The sequence below is a fragment of the Roseovarius nanhaiticus genome (assembly GCF_900156535.1).
Taxonomy (GTDB): domain Bacteria; phylum Pseudomonadota; class Alphaproteobacteria; order Rhodobacterales; family Rhodobacteraceae; genus Roseovarius; species Roseovarius nanhaiticus.
Genome location: NZ_FTNV01000003.1, coordinates 262,661 through 286,387, shown reverse-complemented (window position 1 = coordinate 286,387; position 23,727 = coordinate 262,661). Strand labels below are relative to the sequence as shown.

The 23,727-nt window shown below is 63.9% G+C and carries 28 protein-coding genes and 1 other RNA gene; 11 read left to right on the top strand and 18 right to left on the bottom strand.

The window, feature by feature from the left end; all coding sequences use genetic code 11:
* Positions 1–69: 69 nt before the first annotated feature.
* Complete coding sequence (locus tag BW975_RS14530; RefSeq protein WP_076535039.1) at positions 70–1,368, bottom strand: DEAD/DEAH box helicase; 1,299 nt, start codon at positions 1,366–1,368, stop codon at positions 70–72.
* Between the two features lie 381 nt (positions 1,369–1,749).
* Here BW975_RS14530 and BW975_RS14525 point away from each other — a divergent pair, with 381 nt between their 5' ends.
* Positions 1,750–2,166 carry a Fur family transcriptional regulator gene (locus BW975_RS14525; protein WP_076535262.1) on the top strand — a complete coding sequence of 139 codons (417 nt, stop codon included), beginning with the start codon at positions 1,750–1,752 and terminating at the stop codon, positions 2,164–2,166.
* On the opposite strand, the gene BW975_RS14520 is transcribed toward BW975_RS14525, so the two are convergent.
* On the bottom strand, positions 2,153–3,301 hold the full coding sequence (locus BW975_RS14520) for an FAD-dependent monooxygenase (protein ID WP_076535038.1): 1,149 nt from the start codon (positions 3,299–3,301) through the stop codon (positions 2,153–2,155). The genes BW975_RS14525 and BW975_RS14520 overlap by 14 nt on opposite strands.
* A 71-nt stretch (positions 3,302–3,372) precedes the next feature.
* Positions 3,373–3,846: an RNA polymerase-binding protein DksA gene (dksA, locus tag BW975_RS14515; protein WP_076535037.1), complete on the bottom strand. Its 474-nt coding sequence runs from the start codon at positions 3,844–3,846 to the stop codon at positions 3,373–3,375.
* A 143-nt stretch (positions 3,847–3,989) separates the two neighbouring features.
* Between dksA and BW975_RS14510 the strand changes: the two genes are divergently transcribed.
* The 4 genes from BW975_RS14510 to BW975_RS14500 all read left to right on the top strand — a co-directional run bounded on the left by BW975_RS14510 (position 3,990) and on the right by BW975_RS14500 (position 7,742).
* The gene (locus BW975_RS14510; protein ID WP_076535036.1) at positions 3,990–4,829 is read left to right on the top strand and encodes an AAA family ATPase; all 840 of its coding nucleotides are present in this window, start codon (positions 3,990–3,992) and stop codon (positions 4,827–4,829) included.
* 177 nt (positions 4,830–5,006) lie between these two features.
* On the top strand, positions 5,007–6,371 hold the full coding sequence (locus BW975_RS14505) for a DUF2927 domain-containing protein (RefSeq protein WP_076535035.1): 1,365 nt from the start codon (positions 5,007–5,009) through the stop codon (positions 6,369–6,371).
* A 3-nt stretch (positions 6,372–6,374) separates the two neighbouring features.
* Complete coding sequence (locus tag BW975_RS18115) at positions 6,375–6,542, top strand: hypothetical protein (RefSeq protein WP_092746242.1); 168 nt, start codon at positions 6,375–6,377, stop codon at positions 6,540–6,542.
* A 15-nt stretch (positions 6,543–6,557) separates the two neighbouring features.
* A complete protein-coding gene (locus BW975_RS14500) occupies positions 6,558–7,742 on the top strand; it encodes a vWA domain-containing protein (protein ID WP_076535034.1) in 1,185 nt (394 codons plus the stop codon).
* 47 nt (positions 7,743–7,789) lie between these two features.
* Here BW975_RS14500 and BW975_RS14495 read toward each other — a convergent pair whose 3' ends face one another.
* Both BW975_RS14495 and mgtE read right to left on the bottom strand, forming a co-directional pair.
* Complete coding sequence (locus BW975_RS14495) at positions 7,790–8,350, bottom strand: 5-formyltetrahydrofolate cyclo-ligase (RefSeq protein WP_076535033.1); 561 nt, start codon at positions 8,348–8,350, stop codon at positions 7,790–7,792.
* Entirely contained in the window at positions 8,347–9,750 is a 1,404-nt protein-coding gene (gene mgtE / locus BW975_RS14490) for a magnesium transporter (RefSeq protein WP_076535032.1), read from the bottom strand. The genes BW975_RS14495 and mgtE overlap by 4 nt, the downstream gene beginning before the upstream one ends.
* A gap of 177 nt (positions 9,751–9,927) precedes the next feature.
* On the opposite strand from mgtE, the gene BW975_RS14485 reads away from it, so the two are divergent.
* Positions 9,928–10,176 carry a hypothetical protein gene (locus BW975_RS14485; protein WP_076535031.1) on the top strand — a complete coding sequence of 83 codons (249 nt, stop codon included), beginning with the start codon at positions 9,928–9,930 and terminating at the stop codon, positions 10,174–10,176.
* A 13-nt stretch (positions 10,177–10,189) separates the two neighbouring features.
* Here the strand turns inward: BW975_RS14485 and BW975_RS14480 are convergent, their stop codons facing one another.
* The 3 genes from BW975_RS14480 to BW975_RS14470 form a co-directional block, all read right to left on the bottom strand.
* Complete coding sequence (locus tag BW975_RS14480) at positions 10,190–10,627, bottom strand: CAP domain-containing protein (protein WP_076535030.1); 438 nt, start codon at positions 10,625–10,627, stop codon at positions 10,190–10,192.
* Positions 10,628–10,717: 90 nt separating this feature from the next.
* Positions 10,718–11,536 (bottom strand): inositol monophosphatase family protein, encoded by an 819-nt coding sequence (locus tag BW975_RS14475; RefSeq protein ID WP_092746243.1) that lies wholly within the window; start codon positions 11,534–11,536, stop codon positions 10,718–10,720.
* Between the two features lie 86 nt (positions 11,537–11,622).
* A complete protein-coding gene (locus BW975_RS14470; RefSeq protein ID WP_076535029.1) occupies positions 11,623–12,021 on the bottom strand; it encodes a helix-turn-helix domain-containing protein in 399 nt (132 codons plus the stop codon).
* A gap of 311 nt (positions 12,022–12,332) precedes the next feature.
* Here BW975_RS14470 and BW975_RS14465 point away from each other — a divergent pair, with 311 nt between their 5' ends.
* Positions 12,333–13,295 (top strand): NADPH:quinone oxidoreductase family protein, encoded by a 963-nt coding sequence (locus tag BW975_RS14465; RefSeq protein ID WP_076535260.1) that lies wholly within the window; start codon positions 12,333–12,335, stop codon positions 13,293–13,295.
* Positions 13,296–13,319: 24 nt separating this feature from the next.
* Here the strand turns inward: BW975_RS14465 and BW975_RS14460 are convergent, their stop codons facing one another.
* Entirely contained in the window at positions 13,320–14,189 is an 870-nt protein-coding gene (locus BW975_RS14460) for a LysR family transcriptional regulator (RefSeq protein WP_076535028.1), read from the bottom strand.
* A 123-nt stretch (positions 14,190–14,312) separates the two neighbouring features.
* Between BW975_RS14460 and BW975_RS18415 the strand changes: the two genes are divergently transcribed.
* Positions 14,313–14,624: a YjiS-like domain-containing protein gene (locus BW975_RS18415; protein WP_335743502.1), complete on the top strand. Its 312-nt coding sequence runs from the start codon at positions 14,313–14,315 to the stop codon at positions 14,622–14,624.
* Between the two features lie 75 nt (positions 14,625–14,699).
* Positions 14,700–15,419: a Bax inhibitor-1/YccA family protein gene (locus BW975_RS14450; RefSeq protein WP_076535026.1), complete on the top strand. Its 720-nt coding sequence runs from the start codon at positions 14,700–14,702 to the stop codon at positions 15,417–15,419.
* 49 nt (positions 15,420–15,468) lie between these two features.
* Here the strand turns inward: BW975_RS14450 and BW975_RS14445 are convergent, their stop codons facing one another.
* From BW975_RS14445 to gatC, 7 genes are all read right to left on the bottom strand, one after another.
* Complete coding sequence (locus tag BW975_RS14445) at positions 15,469–15,987, bottom strand: VOC family protein (RefSeq protein ID WP_076535025.1); 519 nt, start codon at positions 15,985–15,987, stop codon at positions 15,469–15,471.
* A 170-nt stretch (positions 15,988–16,157) separates the two neighbouring features.
* Positions 16,158–16,325 carry a 50S ribosomal protein L33 gene (gene rpmG / locus BW975_RS14440; RefSeq protein ID WP_007204264.1) on the bottom strand — a complete coding sequence of 56 codons (168 nt, stop codon included), beginning with the start codon at positions 16,323–16,325 and terminating at the stop codon, positions 16,158–16,160.
* Positions 16,326–16,526: 201 nt separating this feature from the next.
* Positions 16,527–16,951, bottom strand: an RNA gene (gene rnpB / locus BW975_RS14435) — RNase P RNA component class A.
* Positions 16,952–16,963: 12 nt separating this feature from the next.
* Positions 16,964–17,668, bottom strand: coding sequence for an N-acetylmuramoyl-L-alanine amidase (locus tag BW975_RS14430; RefSeq protein WP_076535024.1), 705 nt, complete (start codon positions 17,666–17,668; stop codon positions 16,964–16,966).
* Between the two features lie 8 nt (positions 17,669–17,676).
* Complete coding sequence (locus BW975_RS14425) at positions 17,677–18,414, bottom strand: hypothetical protein (protein ID WP_076535023.1); 738 nt, start codon at positions 18,412–18,414, stop codon at positions 17,677–17,679.
* Positions 18,415–18,471: 57 nt separating this feature from the next.
* Complete coding sequence (gene gatA, locus BW975_RS14420; protein WP_076535259.1) at positions 18,472–19,959, bottom strand: Asp-tRNA(Asn)/Glu-tRNA(Gln) amidotransferase subunit GatA; 1,488 nt, start codon at positions 19,957–19,959, stop codon at positions 18,472–18,474.
* Positions 19,959–20,246, bottom strand: a complete 288-nt coding sequence (gene gatC, locus BW975_RS14415) for an Asp-tRNA(Asn)/Glu-tRNA(Gln) amidotransferase subunit GatC (protein ID WP_076535022.1) — start codon at positions 20,244–20,246, stop codon at positions 19,959–19,961. The genes gatA and gatC overlap by 1 nt, the downstream gene beginning before the upstream one ends.
* Before the next feature lie 139 nt (positions 20,247–20,385).
* Between gatC and BW975_RS14410 the strand changes: the two genes are divergently transcribed.
* Positions 20,386–21,078 (top strand): metal-dependent hydrolase, encoded by a 693-nt coding sequence (locus BW975_RS14410; RefSeq protein WP_076535021.1) that lies wholly within the window; start codon positions 20,386–20,388, stop codon positions 21,076–21,078.
* Between the two features lie 204 nt (positions 21,079–21,282).
* Positions 21,283–21,915 carry a DUF3047 domain-containing protein gene (locus BW975_RS14405; RefSeq protein WP_076535020.1) on the top strand — a complete coding sequence of 211 codons (633 nt, stop codon included), beginning with the start codon at positions 21,283–21,285 and terminating at the stop codon, positions 21,913–21,915.
* Between the two features lie 13 nt (positions 21,916–21,928).
* Here the strand turns inward: BW975_RS14405 and BW975_RS14400 are convergent, their stop codons facing one another.
* Both BW975_RS14400 and BW975_RS14395 read right to left on the bottom strand, forming a co-directional pair.
* Entirely contained in the window at positions 21,929–22,696 is a 768-nt protein-coding gene (locus BW975_RS14400; protein WP_170846588.1) for a MauE/DoxX family redox-associated membrane protein, read from the bottom strand.
* Positions 22,697–22,726: 30 nt separating this feature from the next.
* Positions 22,727–23,599, bottom strand: coding sequence for a DUF305 domain-containing protein (locus tag BW975_RS14395; protein WP_076535019.1), 873 nt, complete (start codon positions 23,597–23,599; stop codon positions 22,727–22,729).
* Positions 23,600–23,727: the final 128 nt, after the last annotated feature.

Below are 23,727 nucleotides of genomic sequence, written 5' to 3'. Positions count from 1 at the left end.
TACCGGGCAAACTCAACCAAGGTCGCAACCGCCACTTGAGCGGCGGTTGCGATCTCGGGATGGTGAATGTCAGGCCGCGTTGCTGCGCGCGCCGCCTCCGCCACCACCGCTGCGCCGCCGGCGCGGCTTGGATGCAGCGCCGCCGCCACCGCCGGGCTTGCCGCCTCCGCCACCACGGCGGCGACCGCCACCGTTGCCGCCACCGCGCTTGGCTGCGGCCTTGGGATCGGGAAGCTCTTCCCAGGCACGTCCGGACGCCACGGGAATCGAAATGCCCATGACTTTCTGAATATCCTTCAGCTCGCCCATCTCATCGGGTGCGCAAAATGCGATGGCCGCGCCATCCTTGCCCGCGCGGGCCGTACGGCCAATGCGGTGCACGTAATTCTCGGGCACATTGGGCAGATCGAAGTTATAGACATGCTTGACGTCCGGGATATCGAGACCGCGCGCGGCCACATCCGTTGCCACCAGCACGTGAATATGCCCGTCGCGGAAGGATTTCAGCGCACGGTCGCGCTGGCCCTGGCTTTTGTTGCCGTGAATGGCCGCCACTTTGTAGCCCGCGCTTTCCAACTTGCGCGCCAGCTTGTCCGAGCCGTGCTTGGTCCGGCCAAAGACCAGCGCCAACTCGCCCTTGTGCTTGCCCAAAAGCTCGATCAAGAGGTTCGGCTTTTCGGCCTTGGCAATGAAATGCACCGCTTGGGTGACCTTGTCGGCGGCCTTGCCCGGAGGGCTGACCTGCACCTTTTTCGGGTGGGTGAGATAGCTGCCCGCGATTTCTTCCATCTGCTTGGGCATGGTGGCCGAAAAAAGCATCGTCTGACGCTCTTTGGCCAAAAGGGCCGCGATTTTGCGCAGATCGTGGATAAAGCCCATGTCCAGCATCTGGTCGGCCTCATCCAGCACCAGGAAACGCGTGGCATCAAGGCGGATCGCCCGGCGGTCGATCAGGTCCAGCAGGCGGCCCGGCGTCGCCACCAGGATATGCGTGCCCTTCTCCAGGCGCGCGATCTGCGGATTGATCGACATGCCGCCAACGACCACGTTGATCTTCATCGGCGTGTCCTTGACCAGCGGCAGCAGCGTCTCGCGGATCTGGTTGGCCAGTTCGCGCGTCGGCGCGAGGATGAGGCTGGTCGCCGTCTTGGGGCGCGGACGCTCGTCATTCTCCATCATTTGCGCGATGAGCGGCAGGCCGAAGGCAGCCGTCTTGCCCGTGCCCGTCTGGGCGAGGCCCATGACGTCATTGCCATCGAGCGCATAGGGAATTGCATGTGTCTGGATCGGGGTCGGCTCGGTGATGCCCATATTGCCCAGTTTGCGGACCAATACGGCCGGCAGGCCCATTTCTTCGAAGAGGTTCAAAATCTTATCCTTTCGGACATGGGAACGTCCCATGCCGTTTCCGGGCGCGAATGGCCCGTGCGTCGAGGCGGCGTACGGCCAGCCTCTTACGGTGGTTCCGCCAAGGCCCTGACGCATAGGCGGAATTGCCCATCGCGCCGATCCGGCGGCTGGCCCCACGCGTGATATTGGGATCATACTGGCGACATTTCGGTATCTGGGGGCGGCCGTTTGGGCGGCCCGGCTGCTCACGCGGCAGGAAATGTCGGTAGGCGCTAGATGGAGGGCCGCGCGAGCAAAGTCAAGCTTTGCGTGACGGCGCGCGCCATGAACGGTAGAAATCCAAAACACCGCACGCTAACAAAGACGCCTTGATACCAGCCGGATACCCCCATGACCGAAATGACGCCCGAGACAATCATCGACCGCTGCGAGGCGCGCGGCCTGCGCATGACAGGCCAACGGCGCATCATCGCCGCCGTTCTGGAAGAGGCAGACGATCATCCCGATGTCGACGAGCTTTATGCCCGCGCCGCCGCGCGCGATCCCAAGATTTCCATTGCGACGGTCTATCGTACGGTCAAGCTGTTTGAGGAAAGCGGCATTCTGGACAAGCTGGAATTCGGCGACGGGCGCGCGCGCTACGAGGATGCCGAGCGGGGTCACCATGACCACCTGATCGATCTCGAGACCGGCGATGTGATCGAGTTCTTCGACCCCGAGATCGAGCGTTTGCAGGAAAAGATCGCGGCCCGTCTCGGTTACAAGCTGAAGGGGCACAAAATGGAGCTGTACGGCCGGCCGCTCAAGAAGGGATGACAGGAGGCGCGCCGCCCGTCACGTCATGGCCATAGATCCAGTCGAATTGGCCCATCATGCGGTCCGGCGCCAGCGCACCACCAATCTTGAGTGATAGATGAGCTGCGGCGCGTAGCGGCTTGAATTTCAAGTGATACTTCCACGCATTACCGTTTGCAGCTTCGACGACCTTGCGCGCGCGCTCGGCGCGGCGCTCTTGGTATGTGTTGAGGGCGGCAGACAGATCCGGCGCCGTGGCCAGGGCGTCGGCGAACACCCAGGCATCCTCCATCGCAAGAGAGGCGCCCTGCGCCATGAAGGGCAGCGTCGGATGCGCCGCGTCGCCCAGAACGGCCAGCCGCCCCTTGCCCCAGACGGGCGCGACGGGGTGGCGAAACAGGCCCCACCGGCCCACACGATCGACCTTTCTCAGCATCGCCTGCGCATCTGCCCCGAAATCGGCAAAGCGCGCGCGCAGATCATTCGGGTCGCCCGCCGCGCTCCAGCTTTCCTCGGCCCAGCCCGCGCGCTCCTCGACGGCGACGATGTTCAACTCGGACCCGCCGCGGAGCGGATAGCTGACCAGATGCCGGTGCGGCGCCATGTGAACGCGCGCCTCGCCCATGCGACTGCCATCATGCGGCACGACCGCGCGCCACGCGACCTGGCGGGTAAAGAAAGGCGCAAGTGTGCCGTTCAACGCGCTGCGCGTGACGGAATGCAGGCCGTCGGCGCCAATGACCAGATCGCCATCCATCGCAGCAGGGTCCACCGCGCGCTTGCCCAGTTCGATCCGAACGCCAGCATCCACGGCGCCCTTGTGCAAAATACCGATCAGATCCGCGCGGTGCAAAAACCAGTAATCGCGCGAGGCAAGCCGCGTCAGATCCAGACGCACCACCTGCCCCCGACGGTAATCATGCAGCGCCACCGCCGCCCCCTGCACGCCCGCGCCGCGGACGGCATCGCCAAGGCCCAGAGCGCGGAGCACCGCGAACCCATTGGGCGAGATCTGCAATCCCGCGCCCACCTCGGAAATCTCGGCGGCCTGCTCATGCACGGTGACGCGCGCGCCGCGCAGAGCCAGCGCGCGCGCAGCGGCCAGCCCGCCGATACCCGCGCCGATGATCGAGATTGAGAGGCCCTGCATATCCATGCCCCTAGATCATACGAAAAACGCCGGAGAACCAGCCCCGGCGTTTCAGAAAGTTTGTCATGTCCGCGCGATCAATCGTCGCGATGCACCTTCTCGCGGCGCTCGTGACGCTCTTGCGCCTCCAGCGTCATGGTGGCGATGGGGCGCGCGTCCAGCCGCTTGAGGCTGATCGGATCGCCGGTCATCTGGCAGTATCCGAACTCGCCCTCATCGAGGCGGCGCAATGCCTGATCGATCTTGGCAACCAGCTTGCGCTGGCGATCGCGGGTGCGCAATTCCAGCGCACGATCCGTCTCTTCGCTGGCGCGATCTGCAACATCGGGGATGGCGCGTGTGCCATCCTGAAGCGCTTCGATCGTGTCGCGGCTGCCGGCCAGCAGATCTTCTCGCCAATCCATCAGCTTGCGCCGAAAATACTCTTGCTGGCGCTCGTTCATGAAGGGCTCGTCTTCGACGGGCTGGTAATCGTCGGGCAGGAAAACTTCGGCTTTCAAGCTTTGATCCTCTTTATTTTCAAGGTCCAAGGCGTCAGGATGCTGTGTCATCTGGCTCCCCCTCGGGGTGCATTTACTGCAACCGGCAGCCGTTGTCACTACACGAATTCAAGGCGCATTGATCGAAATCGGCTCTGCGCATATGCTGACCGGCGGCGCGGATGAGAAGTGCGCCTGAAAGGGCTGATCGGATTATGAATTTTCAAGGCACAGGCAGTTACGTCGCGACCGAGGATCTGACTGTCGCGGTCAATGCCGCCATCACGCTGCAGCGGCCCCTTCTGGTCAAGGGCGAGCCGGGCACCGGCAAGACCGAGCTGGCCCGCCAGGTGGCCGCGGCGCTGGACCTGCCGATGATCGAGTGGAGCGTGAAATCCACGACCCGCGCGCATCAGGGCCTCTATGAATACGACGCCGTCAGCCGCCTGCGCGACAGCCAGCTGGGCGACGCGCGCGTGCATGACATCGCCAACTACATCCGCCCCGGCAAGCTGTGGCAGGCTTTCGCCGCCGAGGGCCGCGTCGTTCTGCTGATCGACGAAATTGACAAAGCGGATATCGAGTTTCCCAACGATCTGCTGCAGGAACTCGACCAGATGGAGTTCCACGTCTACGAAACCGGCGAGACGATTCGCGCGGCGCAGCGCCCCATCGTCATCATCACCTCTAACAACGAAAAAGAGCTGCCCGACGCCTTCCTGCGCCGCTGCTTTTTCCACTACATCCGCTTTCCGGACATGGACACGATGCGCCGCATCGTCGAGGTGCATCATCCCGGCATCAAGGACGCGCTGCTGACAACTGCACTGACCCAGTTTTACGAGATTCGGGATCAACAGGGGCTCAAGAAAAAGCCGTCGACCTCCGAAGTTCTGGACTGGCTCAAGCTGCTTTTGGCCGAGGATTTGAGCCCCGAAGATCTACAGCGCAATGGTAAGGATGCCTTGCCCCGCCTGCACGGCGCGCTTCTCAAGAATGAACAGGACGTCCATCTTTTCGAGCGTCTGGCCTTCATGGCGCGGCGCGGCGGATGACACGGGGCCTGCGAGAATTTCGGACAGCGTGCCGTAAAATGGTCTCAAATGCTCCTTAGAGAAAACCATAAGCGACGTGAGCCTGAGCATCGGCCCACAATGGACGAGGGGCCGCGCCCCTCGGTGCCAGATCGGTGCGGGGGTGCGCTTGCGTCCGGGTTCACCATGGGGGTGCATATGCGCCGAATGATCTTGCCTATCTGCCTCATGCTTGGGGCGTGCGTGCCCGGCACGTCAGGCGATGTCGCGTCGCGCGCCGCCACGCCGGACCTGGGCGGGATGCCTGCAATCAAGATGTTCTCGGTGCCGCACCCTGCTGCGCCCAGCAGATCCAACCAGGATATCGCGCGCGATTTCATGGACTTGTCGCTGCGCCTTGAATCGGGCCGCGACCTGCCCGTGCTGACCCGCTTTGAGGGACCGATCAGCGTGACGGTCACCGGTGCGCCGCCCGCGACGCTGCAATCGGACCTCTCGCGCCTCCTGCACCGCTTGCGGTCCGAGGCGGGTATCCAGATCAGCCAAGTCAGCGGCCCCGCCAATATCACGATTCAGGCCGTCAGCCGTGCTGACATCCGCCGCGCCCTACCACAGGCCGCCTGTTTCGTCGTGCCGAACATCTCGAACCTCGATGAGTATCGCGCGGCCAAGCGCAGCCGCCTGACCGCCTGGAGCGGCCTTCAGACCCGGCGCAAGGTGGCCATTTTCGTGCCGAATGACAGCAGCCCCCAAGAGGTGCGCGATTGCCTGCACGAAGAGCTGTCCCAGGCGCTCGGCCCACTGAACGACCTCTATCGCCTGCCCGATTCGGTCTTCAACGACGACAACGTGCATACAGTGCTGACCGGCTTCGACATGTTGATCCTGCGCGCTTATTACGCACCCGAGCTGCAATCGGGTATGACCCGCCGCCAGGTGGCTGCCGCGATTCCCGGCATCCTGCGCCGGCTCAATCCCGCGGGCGAGCGCATTGCCCCGCGCCCGCTGCACTCCACGCCGCGCGCCTGGGTGCGCGCCATGCAAACGGCCCTCGGGCCGGGCGCCAATAATGCGCAGCGCCGTGCCGCCGCCGAAACGGCCGTGCGCATCTCCGAGACTGTGGGCTTTACCGATCACCGCCGGGCCTTTGCCCATTACGCCATCGGCCGCATCACCCAAAGCACCGATCCCGTCTATGCGCAGAACCATTTCGCCGCCGCAGACGCCTATTATCGCCGCGCGCCAGTGACATCGCTGCACCGCGCGCATGCTGCGGCCCAGCTGGCCGCCTATGCCATCACCCAAGGGCGCGGCGCCGATGCGCTGGTCATTCTTGGACCGCAGATCGCCGTGGCCGAGCGCCACGAGAACGCGGCCCTTCTGGCGCAGCTGATGATGATGCGCGCAGAGGCGCTCGAGCTGACGGGCCGCGTCTCCGAAGCGCGGCAGGTGCGTATGGACAGCCTCGGCTGGGCGCGGTACGGCTACGGCGCGGACTGGGCCGTACGCGCCAAGCTGCGCGAGGTCTCGAACCTCAATCCGCTGAAGGGAAGAAACGGGTAGCATATGATCGTCATCGTCGCGGCCATCCTCGGTGCAGTTATCGGCGGACTTCGGGCGCGTCGTCGCAAGGGGCGCCCTGCCGATATCGCGCAATATGCCGCCGTGCATGCGCTGATCTTCGCGCTGGTCGCTCTCTTCGTCACGATCATGATCCAGCGCGCCACGTTGTAACTGGCGGGGCACGGCATGTTCCTGCCCTTCTTCCAGTCGCTGCGCAGCGCTGGCCTGCCCGTGTCCTTGCGCGAATATCTCACTTTTCTTGAAGGCGTCTCCGCCGGGCTCGTCACATATGACGTGACCGGGTTCTACTACCTCGCCCGCACCGCGATGGTGAAGGACGAGCGGCACATAGACCGCTTTGACCGCGCCTTTGCTACAGCCTTCGAGGCGCTGGACCAGATCACCGCCCAGGATGTGCTGAATGCCGTCGATCTGCCCGAAGAGTGGCTGCGCAAGATGGCCGAGAAACACCTGACGCCCGAAGAGCAGGCCGAGATCGAGGCGCTTGGCGGGTTCGACAAGCTGATGGAGACGCTGAAAGAGCGCCTGGCCGAGCAAAAGGGCCGCCATCAGGGCGGCAACAAATGGATCGGCACGGGCGGCACCTCGCCTTTCGGCGCGCATGGCTACAATCCCGAGGGCGTGCGCATCGGGCAGGACAAGTCGCGCCACCAGCGCGCGGTCAAGGTCTGGGACAAGCGCGAGTTCGCCAATCTGGACGGCGACGTTCAACTGGGCACGCGCAACATCAAGATGGCGCTGCGCCGCCTGCGCATGTGGGCGCGCGATGGCGCGCAGGACGAGTTCGATCTGCCTGGAACGATCCGCGCCACCGCGCAAAAAGGCTATCTGGACGTACAGACCCGTCCGGAAAGGCGCAACGCCGCCAAGGTGCTGCTTTTCCTCGATGTCGGAGGCTCGATGGACCCGCATATCAAGCTGGTCGAGGAGCTTTTCTCGGCCGCCCGGACCGAATTTCGCCAACTCGAGTATTACTACTTCCACAACTGTCTCTACGAGGGGGTATGGCGCGACAATCGCCGCCGCTGGAGCGAACAGATCCCGACGCAGGACATCCTCAACACCTACGGCGCGGATTACCGCTGCATTTTCGTCGGGGACGCCGCGATGTCCCCCTATGAGATTGCCTATCCCGGCGGCGCGAACGAGCATTGGAACGCGGAGGCGGGCCAGACCTGGCTGATGCGCGCCCGCGCCCAATGGCCGATGAACCTCTGGATCAATCCGGTGCCCGAGCCGCGCTGGCGCTACACCCAGTCGACTGCAATGATCGAAGCGATCTTCGAGGGCCGGATGGTGCCCATGACGCTCGAAGGGCTGGACCACGGCATGCGCCAGCTCACCCGTTGACGCCAACTGCTTTCATTGTTCCGAAAATACTCCCGCCGGAGGCGGACCTAGCCAAGCTCGATGACCTCAGACTCGGTGACGATCATGTCTAGCGGCTGATCCGTCGGCTCAAGCGGCAGGCCATCGGCCTCTTGCGCGCCATAGGCAAAGCCGATGGCCAAGACGGGGCCACACGCGCGCAGGCCCTCCAGCGTCCGGTCATAGAAGCCGCCACCATAACCCAACCGCCCGCCCGCACGGTCAAACGCGACCAAGGGCACGATAAGGATCTGAGGCGTCAAATAGTCATCGATCTTCGGGATGCGCGCCCCGAACGGGCCGTCCTTCATCTCGCAGCCCGGCGTCCAGCGAGAGAATTTCAGGGGTGCGTCTTTGGCCATGATGACAGGCACACCGACTGGCCCATGCGCCGCGGCTTCCTCCATCGCGGGCAGCGGATCGATTTCGGTCCGGATCGCCATATACCCCGCAAGCGGCACGCCCCGGTAGCCTGCCAACACTTCGGACAAACGGGCAGCGGGCGCAGGGCCTGGGACGTCATGCGCGGCCTTGCGGCGCGCAAATGCCGCGCGCCGGGCAGCGTCCTTGATCGCGGCAAGCTCGCTCATAGCAGGAAGAGCGCCGCAAGGCCCAGAAAGGCCAGGAAGCCGACAATATCCGTAACGGTCGTGACAAAGGCACCCGAGGCAAGCGCCGGATCAATGCCCGCCTTCTCCAGAAGGACGGGTATGCCGGTGCCCGCAAGGCCCGCGACGACCAGGTTGATCACCATCGCCGCGCCAATCACGTATCCCAGCGCCGGAGATCCGAACCAAACCACGCCGATCACGCCCATCACCACCGCAAAGATCAGCCCGTTGATCAGACCCACCGTCACCTCGCGCCGGATGACGCGCCAGACGTTCGATCCGGTCAGGTCGCGCGTCGCGATCGAGCGGACCGAGACGGTCAGGCTCTGCGTCCCCGCATTGCCGCCCATCGACGCGACGATGGGCATCAGAACGGCCAGCGCCACGAATTGCGCAATCGTCGCTTCGAACTGCGCAATGACCAGCGAGGCAAGGATCGCCGTCACCAGGTTGACGGCCAGCCAAGGAAAACGCTGCTTGGTCGTGTCGATGAAATTGTCGTTCAGACCGCCCTCGCCCACACCGGCAAGACGCAGGATGTCTTCCTCATGCTCCTCATCGAGGACGGCCATGGCGTCGTCGATGGTGATCACACCCACCAGGCGCTCGTTCTCGTCCACGACGGGCGCCGAAATCAGGTGATACTGGTTGAACGCATAGGCCACGTCGCCCTCGTATTGCGTGACCGGGATCACATGAAACGTCTCTTCGACGAGGCTCGACAGCATGACTTCGCGGCGCGACGACATCAGCTTGCCCAAGGTGACGTTGCCCACGGGGTGCAGCTTGGGATCGACCAGCATGATGTGATAGAACTGCTCGGGCAGATCCTGCTGATTGCGCATGAAATCAATGGCTTCTCCCACGTTCCAATGCTCGGGCGCCATGACGAATTCGCGCTGCATCAGACGGCCGGCAGAGTATTCGGGGTAGTTCAGAGACTGGCGCACCGCGATGCGATCGCTATCCTCCAGCACCTCGAGAATGGCGTTCTGCTGATCGTCCTCAAGATCCTCGACCAGATCGACCACGTCGTCGCTGTCAAGCTCGCGCACGGCGACGGCCAGAACCTCGGGGCTGAGATAACCCAGCACTTCCTCGCGGATCGACTCGTCCAGCTCGGACAGGATGTCGCCGTCGAACTCGTCGCCGTAAAGCGCAATGACCCGGCGCCGGTCAAAGGCGCTGACCTGCTCCAGAAGGTCGGCGATGTCCGCCGGGTGTAGCGGCTCCATCTCTTCGATCAGCTGGGCGCGGTCATCATTGTCGACCGCGTGGATGATGCGCGCGACGGCGTTGCGATCCAGCTCGTAGGCGTCGTCGCGCTCGTCCTCGGCTGTGGCAGCGGAGGTCTGCGGGGTCTGCTCTTGATCGCTCATATGGCCTCTCGCGTGTTCATGCGGATTGTCTCGCGCAGCATTAGCCATGCGAGGGGTGAAAAACAATCAGGCATCACGGGAAACGCCAGACCTGCGCCGACGGATTTGCGGGCGCGCGCGCACTCGCCAAGAGCAAGCGGCGCGCTAGCTCAACCTCGCAACGAGGAGAAAAGATCCATGTCCCAAGACCCCGCCGCCGCGCGCCACCTTGCCCAAGCGATTGCCGCGATCGATGCCCAGCTGGGCGAGGGCTATGCCGCCAAGCACCCCGAGCTGGTTGCGTCGCTCGTACAATCCTCGACCATAGAGGCGGCCGTATCCAAGGGCTACGGCGCGCACCAGGAGGCGCTGGGAGTGGCGCAGAGCCTGACAGCCCAGATTTGCGAGACACTTCTGAGGCTCAAGCCCAAATTCTTTGGCGGTTGACGGCGCCGCAGCGTCAGCAGCCGGGCCGGCCCAGCACCATGACCCAGATCGCGCCATCGCCTCGCGCGACGGCAAACTCGCGCGCGTTTTCTGCCAGGATGTTGCGGCGATGCCCAGTCGAGCCCATCCAACCCTCGATCACCTGATCCAGACTGCCCTGCCCCTTCGCGATGTTTTCGGCGATGAAGCAAAATCCGTAGCCCGCCGCGCGCGCCCGGTCACCGATGCCTGACCCGTTCGAGCCGGTGTGACTGAAAAATCCGTTCGTCGCCATGTCCTCGGCATGGGCGCTGGCGGCGCGCGCCAATGCCGCGCTGGTCTCAAGGGGCGGCAGGTTATTCCGCCCACGGATCTCACTCAGCGCAGGGCTTGCGGCGGCGCTCACGTCCTCGGCCGCAAAGGACGCCGCCGGCAAGAGGCAGATAAGATAGGCAAGAAGAAGGTGGCGCATTGGACTGGTTCCGGAGTGATCAGGTGCAAGTGACGCGAGGCTAGCGTCAAGAACGCCCGCGCGCCACCCCCGCGAACGGGGGGCGGCTGGTCAGGCGACTTGCGACAGGATCTCCAGCGCAGCACGATGCTGCGCCGCGTTCGCCGCGGCGACGATGCGTCCGCCGTGATGCGCCGGACCGCCGCGCCAATCGGTGACGATCCCGCCCGCTGCTTCGATGACGGCAATGGGCGCGCAGATATCGTAAGGTTTCAGCCCCGCCTCGATGACCAGATCAATCAATCCCAGCGCCAGAAGGGCGTAGGCGTAGCAATCATAGCCGTAGCGCACCGTACGCGCAGCGTCGGCGATGCGGGCGAAGGCGGCGCCTTCGGCGGGCGTGCCGACCGCGGGGAACGTGGTCATCACCGTCGCCTCGGCGAGGGGCCGGGCGCCGCGCGCCGCCAGGCTGCGCTGGCCCGCCGGACCGGTGAGGCGCGCGCGGCCAAGACCGCCTTCGAAACGTTCGCCGATATAGGGCTGATCAATGACGCCGTAAATCGGCCCTTCGGGTCCGCAAACCGCGATCAGAACGCCCCATGTGGGCGTGCCCGCCAGAAATCCGCGCGTGCCGTCAATCGGGTCCAGCACCCAAGTGAGACCGCTTGTGCCGCCTGCCTCGCCGAACTCCTCACCCAGGATCGCGTCGGCGGGCCGCAGCCGCGCCAGAACCGCGCGCATCGCTTGCTCTGCGGCGCGATCGGCCGCTGTGACGGGGTCGAACGTGCCCTCGCTCTGGGCGCCGGGCGCGTGTTTGTCATCGACGTCAAGCGACGAGAGCCGGAAATAGGGAAGGATCGCACCGCGCGCGGCATCCGCGGCCGCATGCGCCGCCGCGATGATGTCATCCACCTCGTCACTTTGGATCATGTCGCCTTCGCCCCCTGCCCGCCTTCTGGCCCGCAGGAGTAGAGCGCGGCGGCCCGTGTTACAAGGCCGCCAGTCTAGGGCCGCGTTCAGGCAACGTCGCTGAGAACACGCGCAAGATCAAATAGACGCCGGCGCTGATTTTCCGGGATTGCGTAGTAGGAGCGCACCAAATCCAGCGCCTCCTTGTCGCCCAGCAGATCGGCAGGACCACCGCGTGCGGGCATTTTGGTGGGCGACGCGGCTGCGGCATCCGCTGCCGCCTGACCCGCCTCGACCCCTTCAAAGAAGAAGCCCACATCGACTTCCATCGAAGCCGCGATATCCCAAAGGCGCGATGCACTGACGCGGTTGGCGCCGGTTTCATACTTCTGGATCTGTTGGAACTTGATACCAACACTCTCGGCCAGCTGTTGCTGCGTCATACCGACCAGCCAACGGCGATGGCGAATCCGTTTTCCCACATGAACATCAACGTGATGGGGCATCTTTTCAATCCTTTGACGAAGGGATGACCGAAGATTGCCCGGACATCGAGTTGTCTGTTTTGCTCAGGCCGGGCGTGCAATCCCTGCCCAGGGTAATTTGATTTTGCTAATGGCAAAAGATTAACATCACGGCGGCAATACACAAGAAAATTTATACGCGCCAGGATGTTTGATCAAAATTCGATCAATTTAAGCGGTAGCGAAGGGCACAGTCCCGACGAGCGGAGCGAAATTGACAGCGTCGCAGGCCATCGGCTACGTCCGACGGACTGGCGCCAAGCGGCCAAGCCGAAAGGATAGACCCCATGACAATGCGCGCCTACTGCGTCACTTCGCATGATGCGCCGCCCGCGATCGAGCGGATCGCACGGCCCCGCCCCGGCCCCGGCCAGATAGGTATCAAGATCCATGCCTGCGGGCTCAACTTCGCCGATCTGCTGATGATGAGCGGGCGCTATCAGGACACGCCCGCCCTGCCCTTCACCCTCGGGCTGGAGCTGTCAGGCGTGGTCGATAGCCTTGGCGAGGGCGCTTCTGGCCCGGCGCCCGGCACGCGCGTCGCGGTTTATGGCGGGCAAGGCGGGCTGGCGGACTACGGCTGTTTCGACGCCGCGCGCGCCGTTGCCCTGCCCGACAGCCTGAGCCATGAGGCCGCCGCCGCCTTTCAGATCGCCTACGGCACCTCTCATCTGGCGCTGACCCGGCGCGCGCGATTGCAGCCCGGCGAAACCCTACTGGTGCTGGGCGCTGCGGGCGGTGTCGGCCTGACCGCAGTCGAGATCGGCGCCGCGATGGGCGCACGCGTCATCGCTTGCGCACGCGGCAAGGACAAGCTGGAGGCCGCCCGCGCCGCCGGCGCGCATGAGCTGATCGACAGCGAGACCGACGATATACGCGAGACATGCAAGGCGCTTGGCGGCGCGGACGTGGTCTATGATCCCGTCGGCGGCGATCAGTTCACCGCCGCGTTCCGTGCCTGCCGCCCCGAGGCGCGCATTCTGACCATCGGCTTTGCCAGTGGCGATGTGCCCCGCATTCCGGCCAATCACCTTCTGGTCAAGAACCTGACCGTCATGGGCCTCTACTGGGGCGGCTATCTGACCTTCGCGCCTGAGCTTTTGACCCGTTCCCTGGCCGAGCTGCTGACATGGGCCGACGAGGGCCGCATCGCGCCGAGGGCGCATCACGTCTATCCTCTGGATCAGGCCGCGGACGCGCTCGAGCTGTTGCGCGCCCGCAAATCGACAGGAAAGGTCGTCGTCACGATGGCCTGAGGCCGGGCACCCGACACCGGTGCCTTAGGACGCCACGGCCATCAGCGGCGCACCAAAGCCCTGCCTCACGACTGCCGCCAGCTGCGTCACCAATTCGCTGCGCGGGGTCGCGGCGCCGTACATGTTGATCTTTTGCAGACCCAGATCCGGCAGGCCGGAATTCTGTGGCACCGCTTCGAGCAGATGCGGGGCGGTCCCCTCCAACATGGTCGTCACCGCAAGGTCGGCACTGACGGTGGCCTCGATCGCGCCGTCAGAATTCGAATCGATCGCGCTCTCCCACGGAATCTGCGCCTCCTCCAGCAGGCGGATGGCCTTGGGCCGGAAGAGGCAATTGCGGCAATTGGCGATCCTCAAAGGCCGCTGCTTCCAGGCAACCCCGCCTGGCGCCCCGTAAAAGCGCAAGGGCACTTCGGTCAGCGTCTCGCCCCCCGGCCCCAGAACTGTCTCGGTCGTCAGGATCAGGTCGATCTCACCCTTGCCATGTGCCTCCATCAGCAAACTGGAATAGAGCGAGATGAGATGCACGCGCACGCGAGGGAAGGCTGCGTAAAACTGTTTGAGCACGCGCGGAATGACGGGATGGATAATGTCATGCGGCACGCCAAACGTGACCTCACCCTCCCATACCTGATCCGTCAGGCGGCCGACCACTTCGTCATTCAGCGCCACGAGACGGCGCGCATAGCCCAGCATTTGCTCGCCCGAAGGCGTCAAAGCGACGCCTCGCCCGCTGCGGTCCAACAGGCCAAGGCCCAACAGATCCTCCAGCCGCTTGAGCTGCATCGAAACCGCCGATTGCGTCAGGTTCAGCATCGCCGCCGCGCGCGTGACCCCGCCCTGGTCCGCTACCGCCACGAAAGAGCGCAGCGTCGTCATGTCGAGATTTCTCATATATCACGATCCTTGATGTATAGGGCGATAAACATTCATTTCCAATATTGATCATAACAGGGCAGATATATCAACAGACGATATGAGTGATCCACCAAACATCACAGAGAAAGGATGATTTTCATGACCAGCCTGGTTCACGCCCGCCCCGCCGCCTCCCGCAACTGGCCCTCGCTCAGCTCGCTCGCGGCCCTCTACCGCTCGCGCCGCGCGCTGGCCGCGCTGGACGGCGCAGCCTTGGCAGATATCGGTCTGACTCGTGCCGAGGCCGACGCCGAAGCGCGCCGCCCTCTGTGGGATCTGCCCCATGCCTGGCAACCCCGCGCCAAATGCCGATTCGCCGGGTCGGCACTGCCGCAGGTGAAGCACCGCGCCGCTGACGCTGCGTCAATACGCGCAGCGCGGCGGCGCAAATCCGAAGCCGAAAAACCTTGAAAACCGAGGCGCGCGCCCCGATATTGCAGTCAAAGCCCCCAAGGCGGGGTCTTCTTCAGCAACACGGAGGCTTAGATGGCTGAATTCAATACGATCCGGACGGCGGGCGGCACCCGCACAGCCGAGATCGACCAGGGCCTGCGCGCCCATATGAATAAGGTGTATGGCACCATGTCCGTGGGCATGCTGCTGACATTCCTGACGGCTTGGGCCGTGGGCAACAATGCCTACATGATGGAGACGCTCTTTACCGGGATCACCCGCTGGATCGTCATGTTCGCGCCCCTGATCATGGTTTTCGCCTTTGGTGCCGTGATCAACAAACTGTCGGCCGCTGCCGCGCAGCTCTTTTTCTACGCGTTTGCCGCCGTCATGGGTGTGTCGATCAGCTATATCTTCGTCGTCTTCACCGACTTCTCGATCGCACAGGTCTTTCTGACCACCTCGATCGCCTTCGCCGGTCTGTCCCTTTGGGGCTACACCACCAAGAAGGACATCTCGGGTTGGGGCAGCTTCCTGATCATGGGTGTGATCGGCCTCATCGTGGCGTCGATCATCAACATCTTCCTCGGCTCGCCGGCGATCATGTTCGCGATCTCGATCATCGGTGTACTGATCTTCGCGGGCCTGACGGCCTACGACACGCAGTCGATCAAGAACGAGTATCTGGCCCACGCGCATCACGGCGACAGCGAATGGCTGGGCAAGTCGGCGATCATGGGCGCCCTGCGTCTCTATCTCGACTTCATCAACATGTTCATGTTCCTGCTGCAGCTCTTGGGCAATCGCGAGTAAACCCGCTCAGCTTGAAACGGACCAAGGCCGCCTCTCGGGGCGGCCTTTTTCATTTCTCGGATGCCTTTAAAAGGCTTGCGCGCCCTTCTTCAACCAAAGCATCAATGTCCAGCCGCTCGTTTACCATTTGCAATGCGCCGTCTGCGTCTCTCGGCCAATCGCCCGGGTCACGGTCGCGGTAAAGCTCCAAACCGTTGCCATCGGGATCATCCAGGTAGACCGCCTCACTCACCCCATGATCTGCGGCGCCCGTCAGGTCATAGCCCGCTTCCAGAAGCCGCAAGATCACACGCCCCAGAGCGGCACGGTCCGGGAACAGCAACGCGACGTGGTAGAGCCCCGTGTGGCCTGCCGGTGGCGCAGTCCCGCCCCGGCTGTGCCAGGTATTCAGCCCCAGATGGTGATGATAGCCGCCGAACGACAGGAACGCCGCGGCCGCCCCGTAGCGCGCGGTCACATCCATCCCGATGACATCGCGGTAGAACCGCACCGCCCGCTCCAGATCGGCCACCTTCAAATGCGCATGGCCGACGCGGGCGTCTTCCACACTCTTGGGTTTATCGGACATCTGCACCTCCCCGGGATTTCCATGCAGAGACCTTAGGCACGGCCGCCAAAACAGAGCAATTCCGGCTCGCCGCACAGGTCATGTGCGCCGCAGCGAACCCACCCTCCAAGCAAAGAAAAAGCCGCACCCGGAGGGCGCGGCTCATTTCATCCAAGGTATATCGGCAGATCTTACTTGATCTTGCCTTCCTTGTACTCGACATGCTTGCGCACGACGGGGTCGTATTTCTTGATCGCCATCTTCTCGGTCATGGTCCGGGCATTCTTCTTGGTCACATAGAAGTGGCCCGTGCCCGCGGTCGAGTTCAGGCGGATCTTGATTGTGGTCGGCTTCGCCATTTGTCATCTCCTGCGCCGGGCAGCGCCGCTGCCGGTAATTCAATTTCCTGCCTTTTAACCGCGCCGCCGCCCGAGTCAACCGCATAAGGTCAATTAGGCGCTGCGCGGCCCCGGTTTTTTCTTGGCCAAAATACCCAAAAGCCAGATGGCAGGATGTGCGGCGCCTGCGCGATCTTGGTGCAGCGCCCGCAAAGCCCGTGAATGCGCGGAGGGCCTATAAGCCGGATTCTGTCCAGAGCGGGCCGTAACCCGCCCCTGGATGACCATTCATCTAAAGACGGTGTTGCCACCGCCCCTTTGGCTGCCAACCCGGACCGCCGGGCCAAGACGTGCCTGCGGGCGGTATCGAGCGAACTCGACCAGCCCCGCGCGCGGTCCCTATTTGGCATTGCTCCCGGTGGGGCTTGCCGTGCCGGCGCTGTTGCCAGCCCCGCGGTGGGCTCTTACCCCACCGTTTCACCCTTACGCAGGTCGATCGCACGCGATCGACCGACGCGGTCTGTTTTCTGTGGCGCTTTCCCTTGGGTTACCCCAGCCGGGCGTTACCCGGCACCGTTGCCTTGTGGAGTCCGGACTTTCCTCCCCGACGGGCCGAAGCCCGCCCAAGCGGCCATCCGGCCCTCCGCGCACTCGGGCGTTTAGGCGTCCGCGCCGCTCCGGTCAACGCCAAAGCGCGCGGCGATGTCGGCCAGCACCGCCATATCCGCCGCCACCAGTGGCCCGCGTGCCCAAGGCCGCCAGCGCAGGCGCAGCGCAGTCAGCAGGTCAGCATCACTGAAATCCATGCCATAGCCAACCTGTGCGGCAAGATCTCGAAACGCCTCTGTGGGCGCCTGTGCGCCCGCCTCCGGCCAGACCGCAAAGCCCTGCCGCGCCAACCGGCGCCAATCAAAACGCGCGCCGGGGTCGTCCTTGCGATCGGGTGCAATATCGGAATGCCCCAGCACCCCTTCGGGCGGGATATGCCAGCGCGCCATGATGCCGTGCATCAACCGCTCGAGAACGCACATCTGGGGCTCGGGAAACGGATGCGCGCCGGTATTGGCCAGCTCGATCCCGATCGAGCGGGAGTTGACGTCGCCCGCCCCCCGCCAGCTGCCACGTCCGGCATGCCAGGCGCGCGCCGCCTCGTCGACCAGCTGCCACAGCCGCCCATCCTCGGCGATCACGTAATGGGCCGAGACCTCGGCGGCGGGATCGCACAGGCGCGCCACCGCCGCCTCGGCGCTTTGCATCTTGGTGAAGTGGATCAGCAGAAGCTCGGGGCGCAGGCCATCCCGGCGCGGGCCGGAATTGGGCGACGGATGCCATGTCGCATCCGCCTGCGTCGCAGCATCGCCCATGGGCGCGATCAGTTGCCCGCAGCGCGGCGGAAGGGGCGCGGGTCCCACGTGCAGGCAAAGCCGTCGCCATCGGGGTCGAGCCCAAGGCGGTCCCGCTCGGGCCCGCCGCGCGACAGGAAGTCGATCTGCGCCATGTCGGGGCCGGGATAGGCCGCGCAGGCACGCTCGAACTTGGCTTCCTTGTTGAAACCTCCACGGCGATACATCTGCGTGCCCGGCGCGTGAGTCGTGTTGAGGGCATACGCCACGATATTGGGCCCCTCGCCACCGGTACGGCTGGGCAATGCCTCGACCGACGCCACCTCGTATTGCTGGCGCTGCGCCGCCACGCGCGCCGCATCGTCCTGAATGGTGCGATTGGCGCTGACCGCGTCGAAATTGTTTTCGATCGATATGCCCTGGCTGTTCGTGATGGCAGGCGCAGGGTTGTCGGGGCTGGCATATACGGGCGGCTCGCCAGAATTGGCGGCGGTGTCACGCGCCTCGCCGCCAAGGGCCGCGCGGGTCTGGGCCGCGATGTCATCCGCATCATTGCCCGCGGCCCCGGTGCCGTCCAGCGGCTCGGACGAAATGGCATCGGGCGGAGGCAGCGCCGTGCCGTTCAGCTGGGCTTCGCGGCGGGCCTGGTATTCGTCGTAATCGCCAAAGCCAACACCGGCGCCCATATCGGGGCCGCTTTCGGGGATGGATGTCCCACAAGATGCAAGCGCCGCCAGAGCCGCGCTGGCCAAAAGAAATCGCTTCATACCATTCGCCTTCAAAACCACCGCAAGTGGGCCATCACTGGCCGTCTGCGCCCGGGATTACCACCATCTATCGGGTTTTGCCACAAAGCCTGCGGCCCGTTCCAGCGCGTAGGCGCAATTCAGCAGATCGCCTTCCTCCCACGGACGCCCGATCAATTGCAGGCCCAACGGCAGCCCTTGGGCATTCTGTCCGGCGGGCACCGAGATGCCCGGCAGGCCGGCGAGGTTCACCGTGACGGTGAAGACATCGTTCAGATACATCTGCACCGGATCGGCACTCGCCATCTCGCCCAGACCGAAGGCGGCGCTGGGGGTGGCGGGCGTCAGGATCGCGTCGACACCTGCCTCAAACACCTGCTCGAAGTCCCGCTTGATGAGCGTGCGGACCTTGCGCGCGCGGTTGTAATAGGCATCGTAGAAGCCCGCCGAGAGCACGTAGGTGCCCACCATGACGCGGCGCTGCACCTCGGCGCCGAAGCCTTCGGCGCGGGTCTTCTCATACATCTCGGTGATGCCATCACCCGGCGCCAGCTTGGCACGGTGGCCATACCGCACGCCGTCATAGCGCGCGAGGTTCGACGAGGCCTCTGCGGGCGCAATGACATAATAGGCCGGCAGTGCGTATTTCGTGTGCGGCAGGCTGATATCGCGGATCTCGGCGCCCGCGTCCTTCAGCATGGCGGTGCCGTCCTGCCATAGCTTCTCGATCTCGGCAGGCATGCCCTCCATGCGGTATTCGGCCGGAATGCCGATCACCTTGCCCCGGATGTCGCCGGTCAGCATCGCCTCGAAATCGGGCACGGGCAGATCGGCGCTGGTGCTGTCCTTGGGATCGTGGCTGCACATCGCGCTCAGCATGATGGCGCTGTCGCGCACCGTCTTGGTCATCGGGCCCGCCTGATCGAGCGACGACGCGAAGGCAACGACGCCCCAGCGCGAGCAGCGCCCGTAGGTCGGCTTGATCCCGGTGATGCCGGTAAAGGCCGCCGGCTGGCGGATCGAGCCACCGGTATCGGTGCCCGTCGCGCCCAGGCAAAGATCGGCAGCGACCGCACTGGCCGAGCCGCCAGAGGAGCCGCCGGGCGTCAGCGCGGCATCATCATTGCCGCGGCGCCAGGGGTTCACTGCATTGCCATAAACGCTGGTCTCGTTGGACGAGCCCATGGCGAATTCGTCCATGTTGAGCTTGCCCAGCATGACCGCGCCCAGGTCCCACAGGTTCTGCGTGACGGTCGATTCGTATTCGGGCGTGAACCCTTCCAGGATGCCGCTGCCAGCCTGGCTGGCCACGCCCTTGGTGCAGAACAGATCCTTGATCCCGAGCGGAATGCCGCACATCGCGGGCGCCTCGCCTGCCTTTAGCCGCGCGTCGGCGGCATTCGCCATGTCGCGGGCGACGTCGGGCGTATTGTGCACGAAGGCGCCCAGCGCGCTGGCACCCTCGATCGCGGTCAGGCACGCCTCGGTCAGCTCGAGACTGGTCACGTCACCGCGGCGCAGCGCATCGCGGGCATCGGCAATGGTCAAAGCATTCAGATCGGTCATCATTCCACCACCTTCGGCACGGCGAAAAAGCCTTCGCGCGCATCCGGCGCATTCGACAGGACCTTGCCCTGCTGATTGCCATCCGTCACCTCGTCCGCGCGGCGCGGCAGACGCATGGGCGTGACCGAAACCATCGGCTCGACGCCCTCGACATCGACTTCCCCCAGCTGCTCGATGAACCCGAGGATGGTGTTGAACTCATCCGCGAGCGCGGGCAGCGCATCCTCTTCGACGCGGATCCGCGCCAGTTTGGCCACGCGGGCGGCGGTTGCGGTATCGATGGACATTGGTGCGATCCTTCGGGTCAGGGCATTTCCGTTCCGCATTTACCGCCGCCCCGCCCGCAGCGCAAGCGTCGCCGGGGAACCGGTGGCACAGGCGCTGCGCTGTGATAGCGTAGCGGCGGAACGACATAGGAAAATTCACATGAAGATCATCTGGCTCGGACATAGCTCATTTCGCATCGAATGGGGTGGGCAGACCCTGCTGATCGACCCTTGGCTCAACGGCAACCCGATGCTGCCCGAAGAGAGGCACAAAGAAGCGACGCACGGCGCAACGCATATCCTGCTGACCCATGCCCATTTCGACCATGCCAGCGACACGCTGGATCTGGCGCGCAAGCTGAGCGTGCCAGTGGTGGGGCAGTTCGATCTGATGAACCACTGGGCCGAGAACGAGGGCATCGAGACCGTCGGCTTCAACAAGGGCGGCACCGTTGATTTGGGCGGAGTAAGCGTGACGATGGTTCACGCCACCCATTCCAGCAGCTTTCCCGGCAAGGACGGCCCCCATGTGCCCGGCAGCGAATGCGGCTACATGATCGAATATGAGGGGCGCACCATCTATGTCAGCGGCGACACGGACGTGATGGCCGACATGAAGGTCTTTCACGACCTGCACCAACCCGAAATCGGTATTCTCTGCGCGGGCGGGCATTTCACCATGGACATGCGCCGCGCCGCCTATGCGGCCAAGACCTTTTTCGATTTCAAAACGGTCATCCCTTGCCACTACCGGACCTTCGACGCGCTGGAGCAATCCGCCGAGGCGCTGGTGGCGGCCCTGCCCGGCGTGGACGTGATCGAGCCCGAAGTGATGCAGGCGATCGACCTCTGAGGGCGGTATTTGAGTATTTTTGCCAAGATGAAACAGGGGCGCACCCGTCTTTCATTGTTCTGCGAATACTCCTGCACGGAGCGCGCACGCCAGATAGCGGGCGCGCTCCGTTTGGATGACAATCGCGCGAGGCCGGTAGCAATAGTGGGCAATTTGGCGGAACGTGACGGCAACACTTTGCCTTTGATCCTCGAAAGGAACTTCATGAAACGCCTGATCCTCGCCTGCATGCTTGCCGCGGCGCCCTTGCCTTCCGCCGCCCAACATCTGGGCGGCTGGACCGAGCAGAAATTCTCGCTCTTTTCCTCGAACACCTGGGCGCAGGGGCGCGACGCGGTCAATGTGGCGTCGGACGGGACCGCCTCGATGATCTGGACGGCCCTGCCCGAGGCAGAGTGGGATACGCGCACCGCTTCGTGGACCTGGTCGGTCTCAGACAGCGTCCCGCCCACGGCACTTGACCGCAAGGGCGGCGATGACAGAAACCTGTCGGTCTACTTCGTCTTCATGCCCGCAGAGATCGCACGCCAAAATCAGGGAGCCAGCATCACGCGCCTTTTGAAGGTCGATGAGGCGCGCGTGCTGATGTACGTTCATGGCGGTGCGTCGGCGCGCGGTGCGCTTTTGCAATCCCCCTATCTGGGCGCCCGCGGTCGCACCATCGTATTGCGGGGGGCGGGCACTGGGCAGCACAGCGAGAGCGTCGATCTGGCGCGCGATTACACCCGCGCTTTCGGCGGTAACGCCACGTCGCTGGTGGGGCTCGCACTGTCGGCGGATAGCGACGACACGGGCAGCGCGATCCGCGCGTCGCTGAGCGGGCTGCGCCTGCAATAGCGGCGCCGCGCGCCTACCAGCCCAGGACGTAGATCTTGAGTGGCATCCAGATACCCATGGCCATCATCATGAGGTTCTCGGTCAGCGACACAAAGCCCAGCGGCACGTTGCTGTCTCCGCCCACGCAGGCGCATTTCAGCTCGCGCTTGTCAATATAGACAGCCTTGAACACCGACGCGGCGCCGACCGTGCCGACAAAGAGCGCGACCGGCGCAGAGAGCCATGTGAGCGCGCCCGCAACCATCAAGATCCCGGCAAAAGCCTCGGCATAGGGGTAGACATAGCCGTAGCGCACCCAGCGGCGCGCGAGCAGATCGTAATTGAGGAACATGGTCGAGAAGCTTTCGACATCCTGAAGTTTCTGCACGGCCAGAAAGCACATCGAAATGGCGATGAACCACTCGAACCCGCGCAGGGTCAGCACGCTGTCGAAGCTGAACCATGACAGGCCGAGCGCCATGAGGAAGGCCACGGCGAAGATGGCGATGACCGGCCGGTAAGACGTGCCCGAACGCTCCGCCTCTGGCTTGTCGAGGCCGAAATGCACGCGCAGCTCGTCATAGCCGCCGATGCGCTCATCACCGATCCAGGTCTGCGGCGTTGTCTCTACGCCGTGGCGCTCCATGAAAGCGTCGGTTTCCTCGCGTGTTTCGAGAGGGTGATCCTCGACCTCGTATCCCTCGCGCTCCAGCAAGTCCTTGGACTTGAGGCCGAAAGGGCAAAGGTGGCCGGGCATGACCATTCGGTAGAGTTTGGCTGTTTTGGCACTGTCCTTTGGCATAGGATCTCCTTTCACGTGATGTCTGAGGTGTCAGCTGCGGCAGCTGTAAAAGCCGCGATAGCCCGCCGTCAGGCCTGCCTCGAGTTCCAGAACCAAATTCGCCTCGACAGGCTTGGTTCCGGTTTGCGCAAGGTCCGCCGCGTCATCCGCTGCGGTCAGGCGCGCCATGATCCCATCCGCGCGAAACGTCTGGCCCGCACCATCCGCCTCCAACTGCACCAAATCACCGCTGAGTTTCACGAGGGCTGAGGTGGCGCCCTCGACCTCGCCAATCGCGAGGGAGGCAGGGCTTTGCGTGGTATAATTGAATGTGCAAGCCGCACCGTCGGGGAAAAGCTGAGCGATCTCGGCGCGATCGAGGAATTCGGCATCCAGACCGGCGACCTTGGCGGTCGAGAGCGCATCCTCAAGGCTGACAATCCGGGCCGGCGCCTCGCTCGCTGCTTCGGTCTGAATGCCTGATGCCTCTATCTCGTTGATGAGATAGCGCATTTCGGCAATTTCCTTGTCCTGCGCAAAGATGATTCCGTCGGCCAGTTTGCGCACCCGGGCATCCTCGATATTCGCGCGGCCCGAGGTCATGATCGCGATGGAATGGTGCGGGATCATCGCGCGCATGTAACTGGTATCGCCCACGGTCACTTGGCTGCGCACCAGCGACAGCGCGCCCGCGACAGCGATACCCGCGCCGATGAAAATTGCGGTATTGATCGCCTTGCTGGAATACATCGATAGCATGAAGGCAAGCATGATGATCGCCATGACGCCGCCCATGAGGATCGCCATATAGGCGCGCGTCTCGGACCAGAAAATATGGTCCCAGAGAAACGTGTTGAGATACATCAGGATGAACATCACGACCGTCGAGGTCGCGATCATTGCGGCAAATCTCCAATAGGACATGGCACTCCCCCTTTTTGCTTACAGTCGCAAGCAGCCGATTCCGACAGGCGCGACCGGCACATTGCTTGCGGTTATGGTGCGAAAACCATGTTCCTGCGCTGGAGGGTTCCGATTTTTGCGAATTTTAT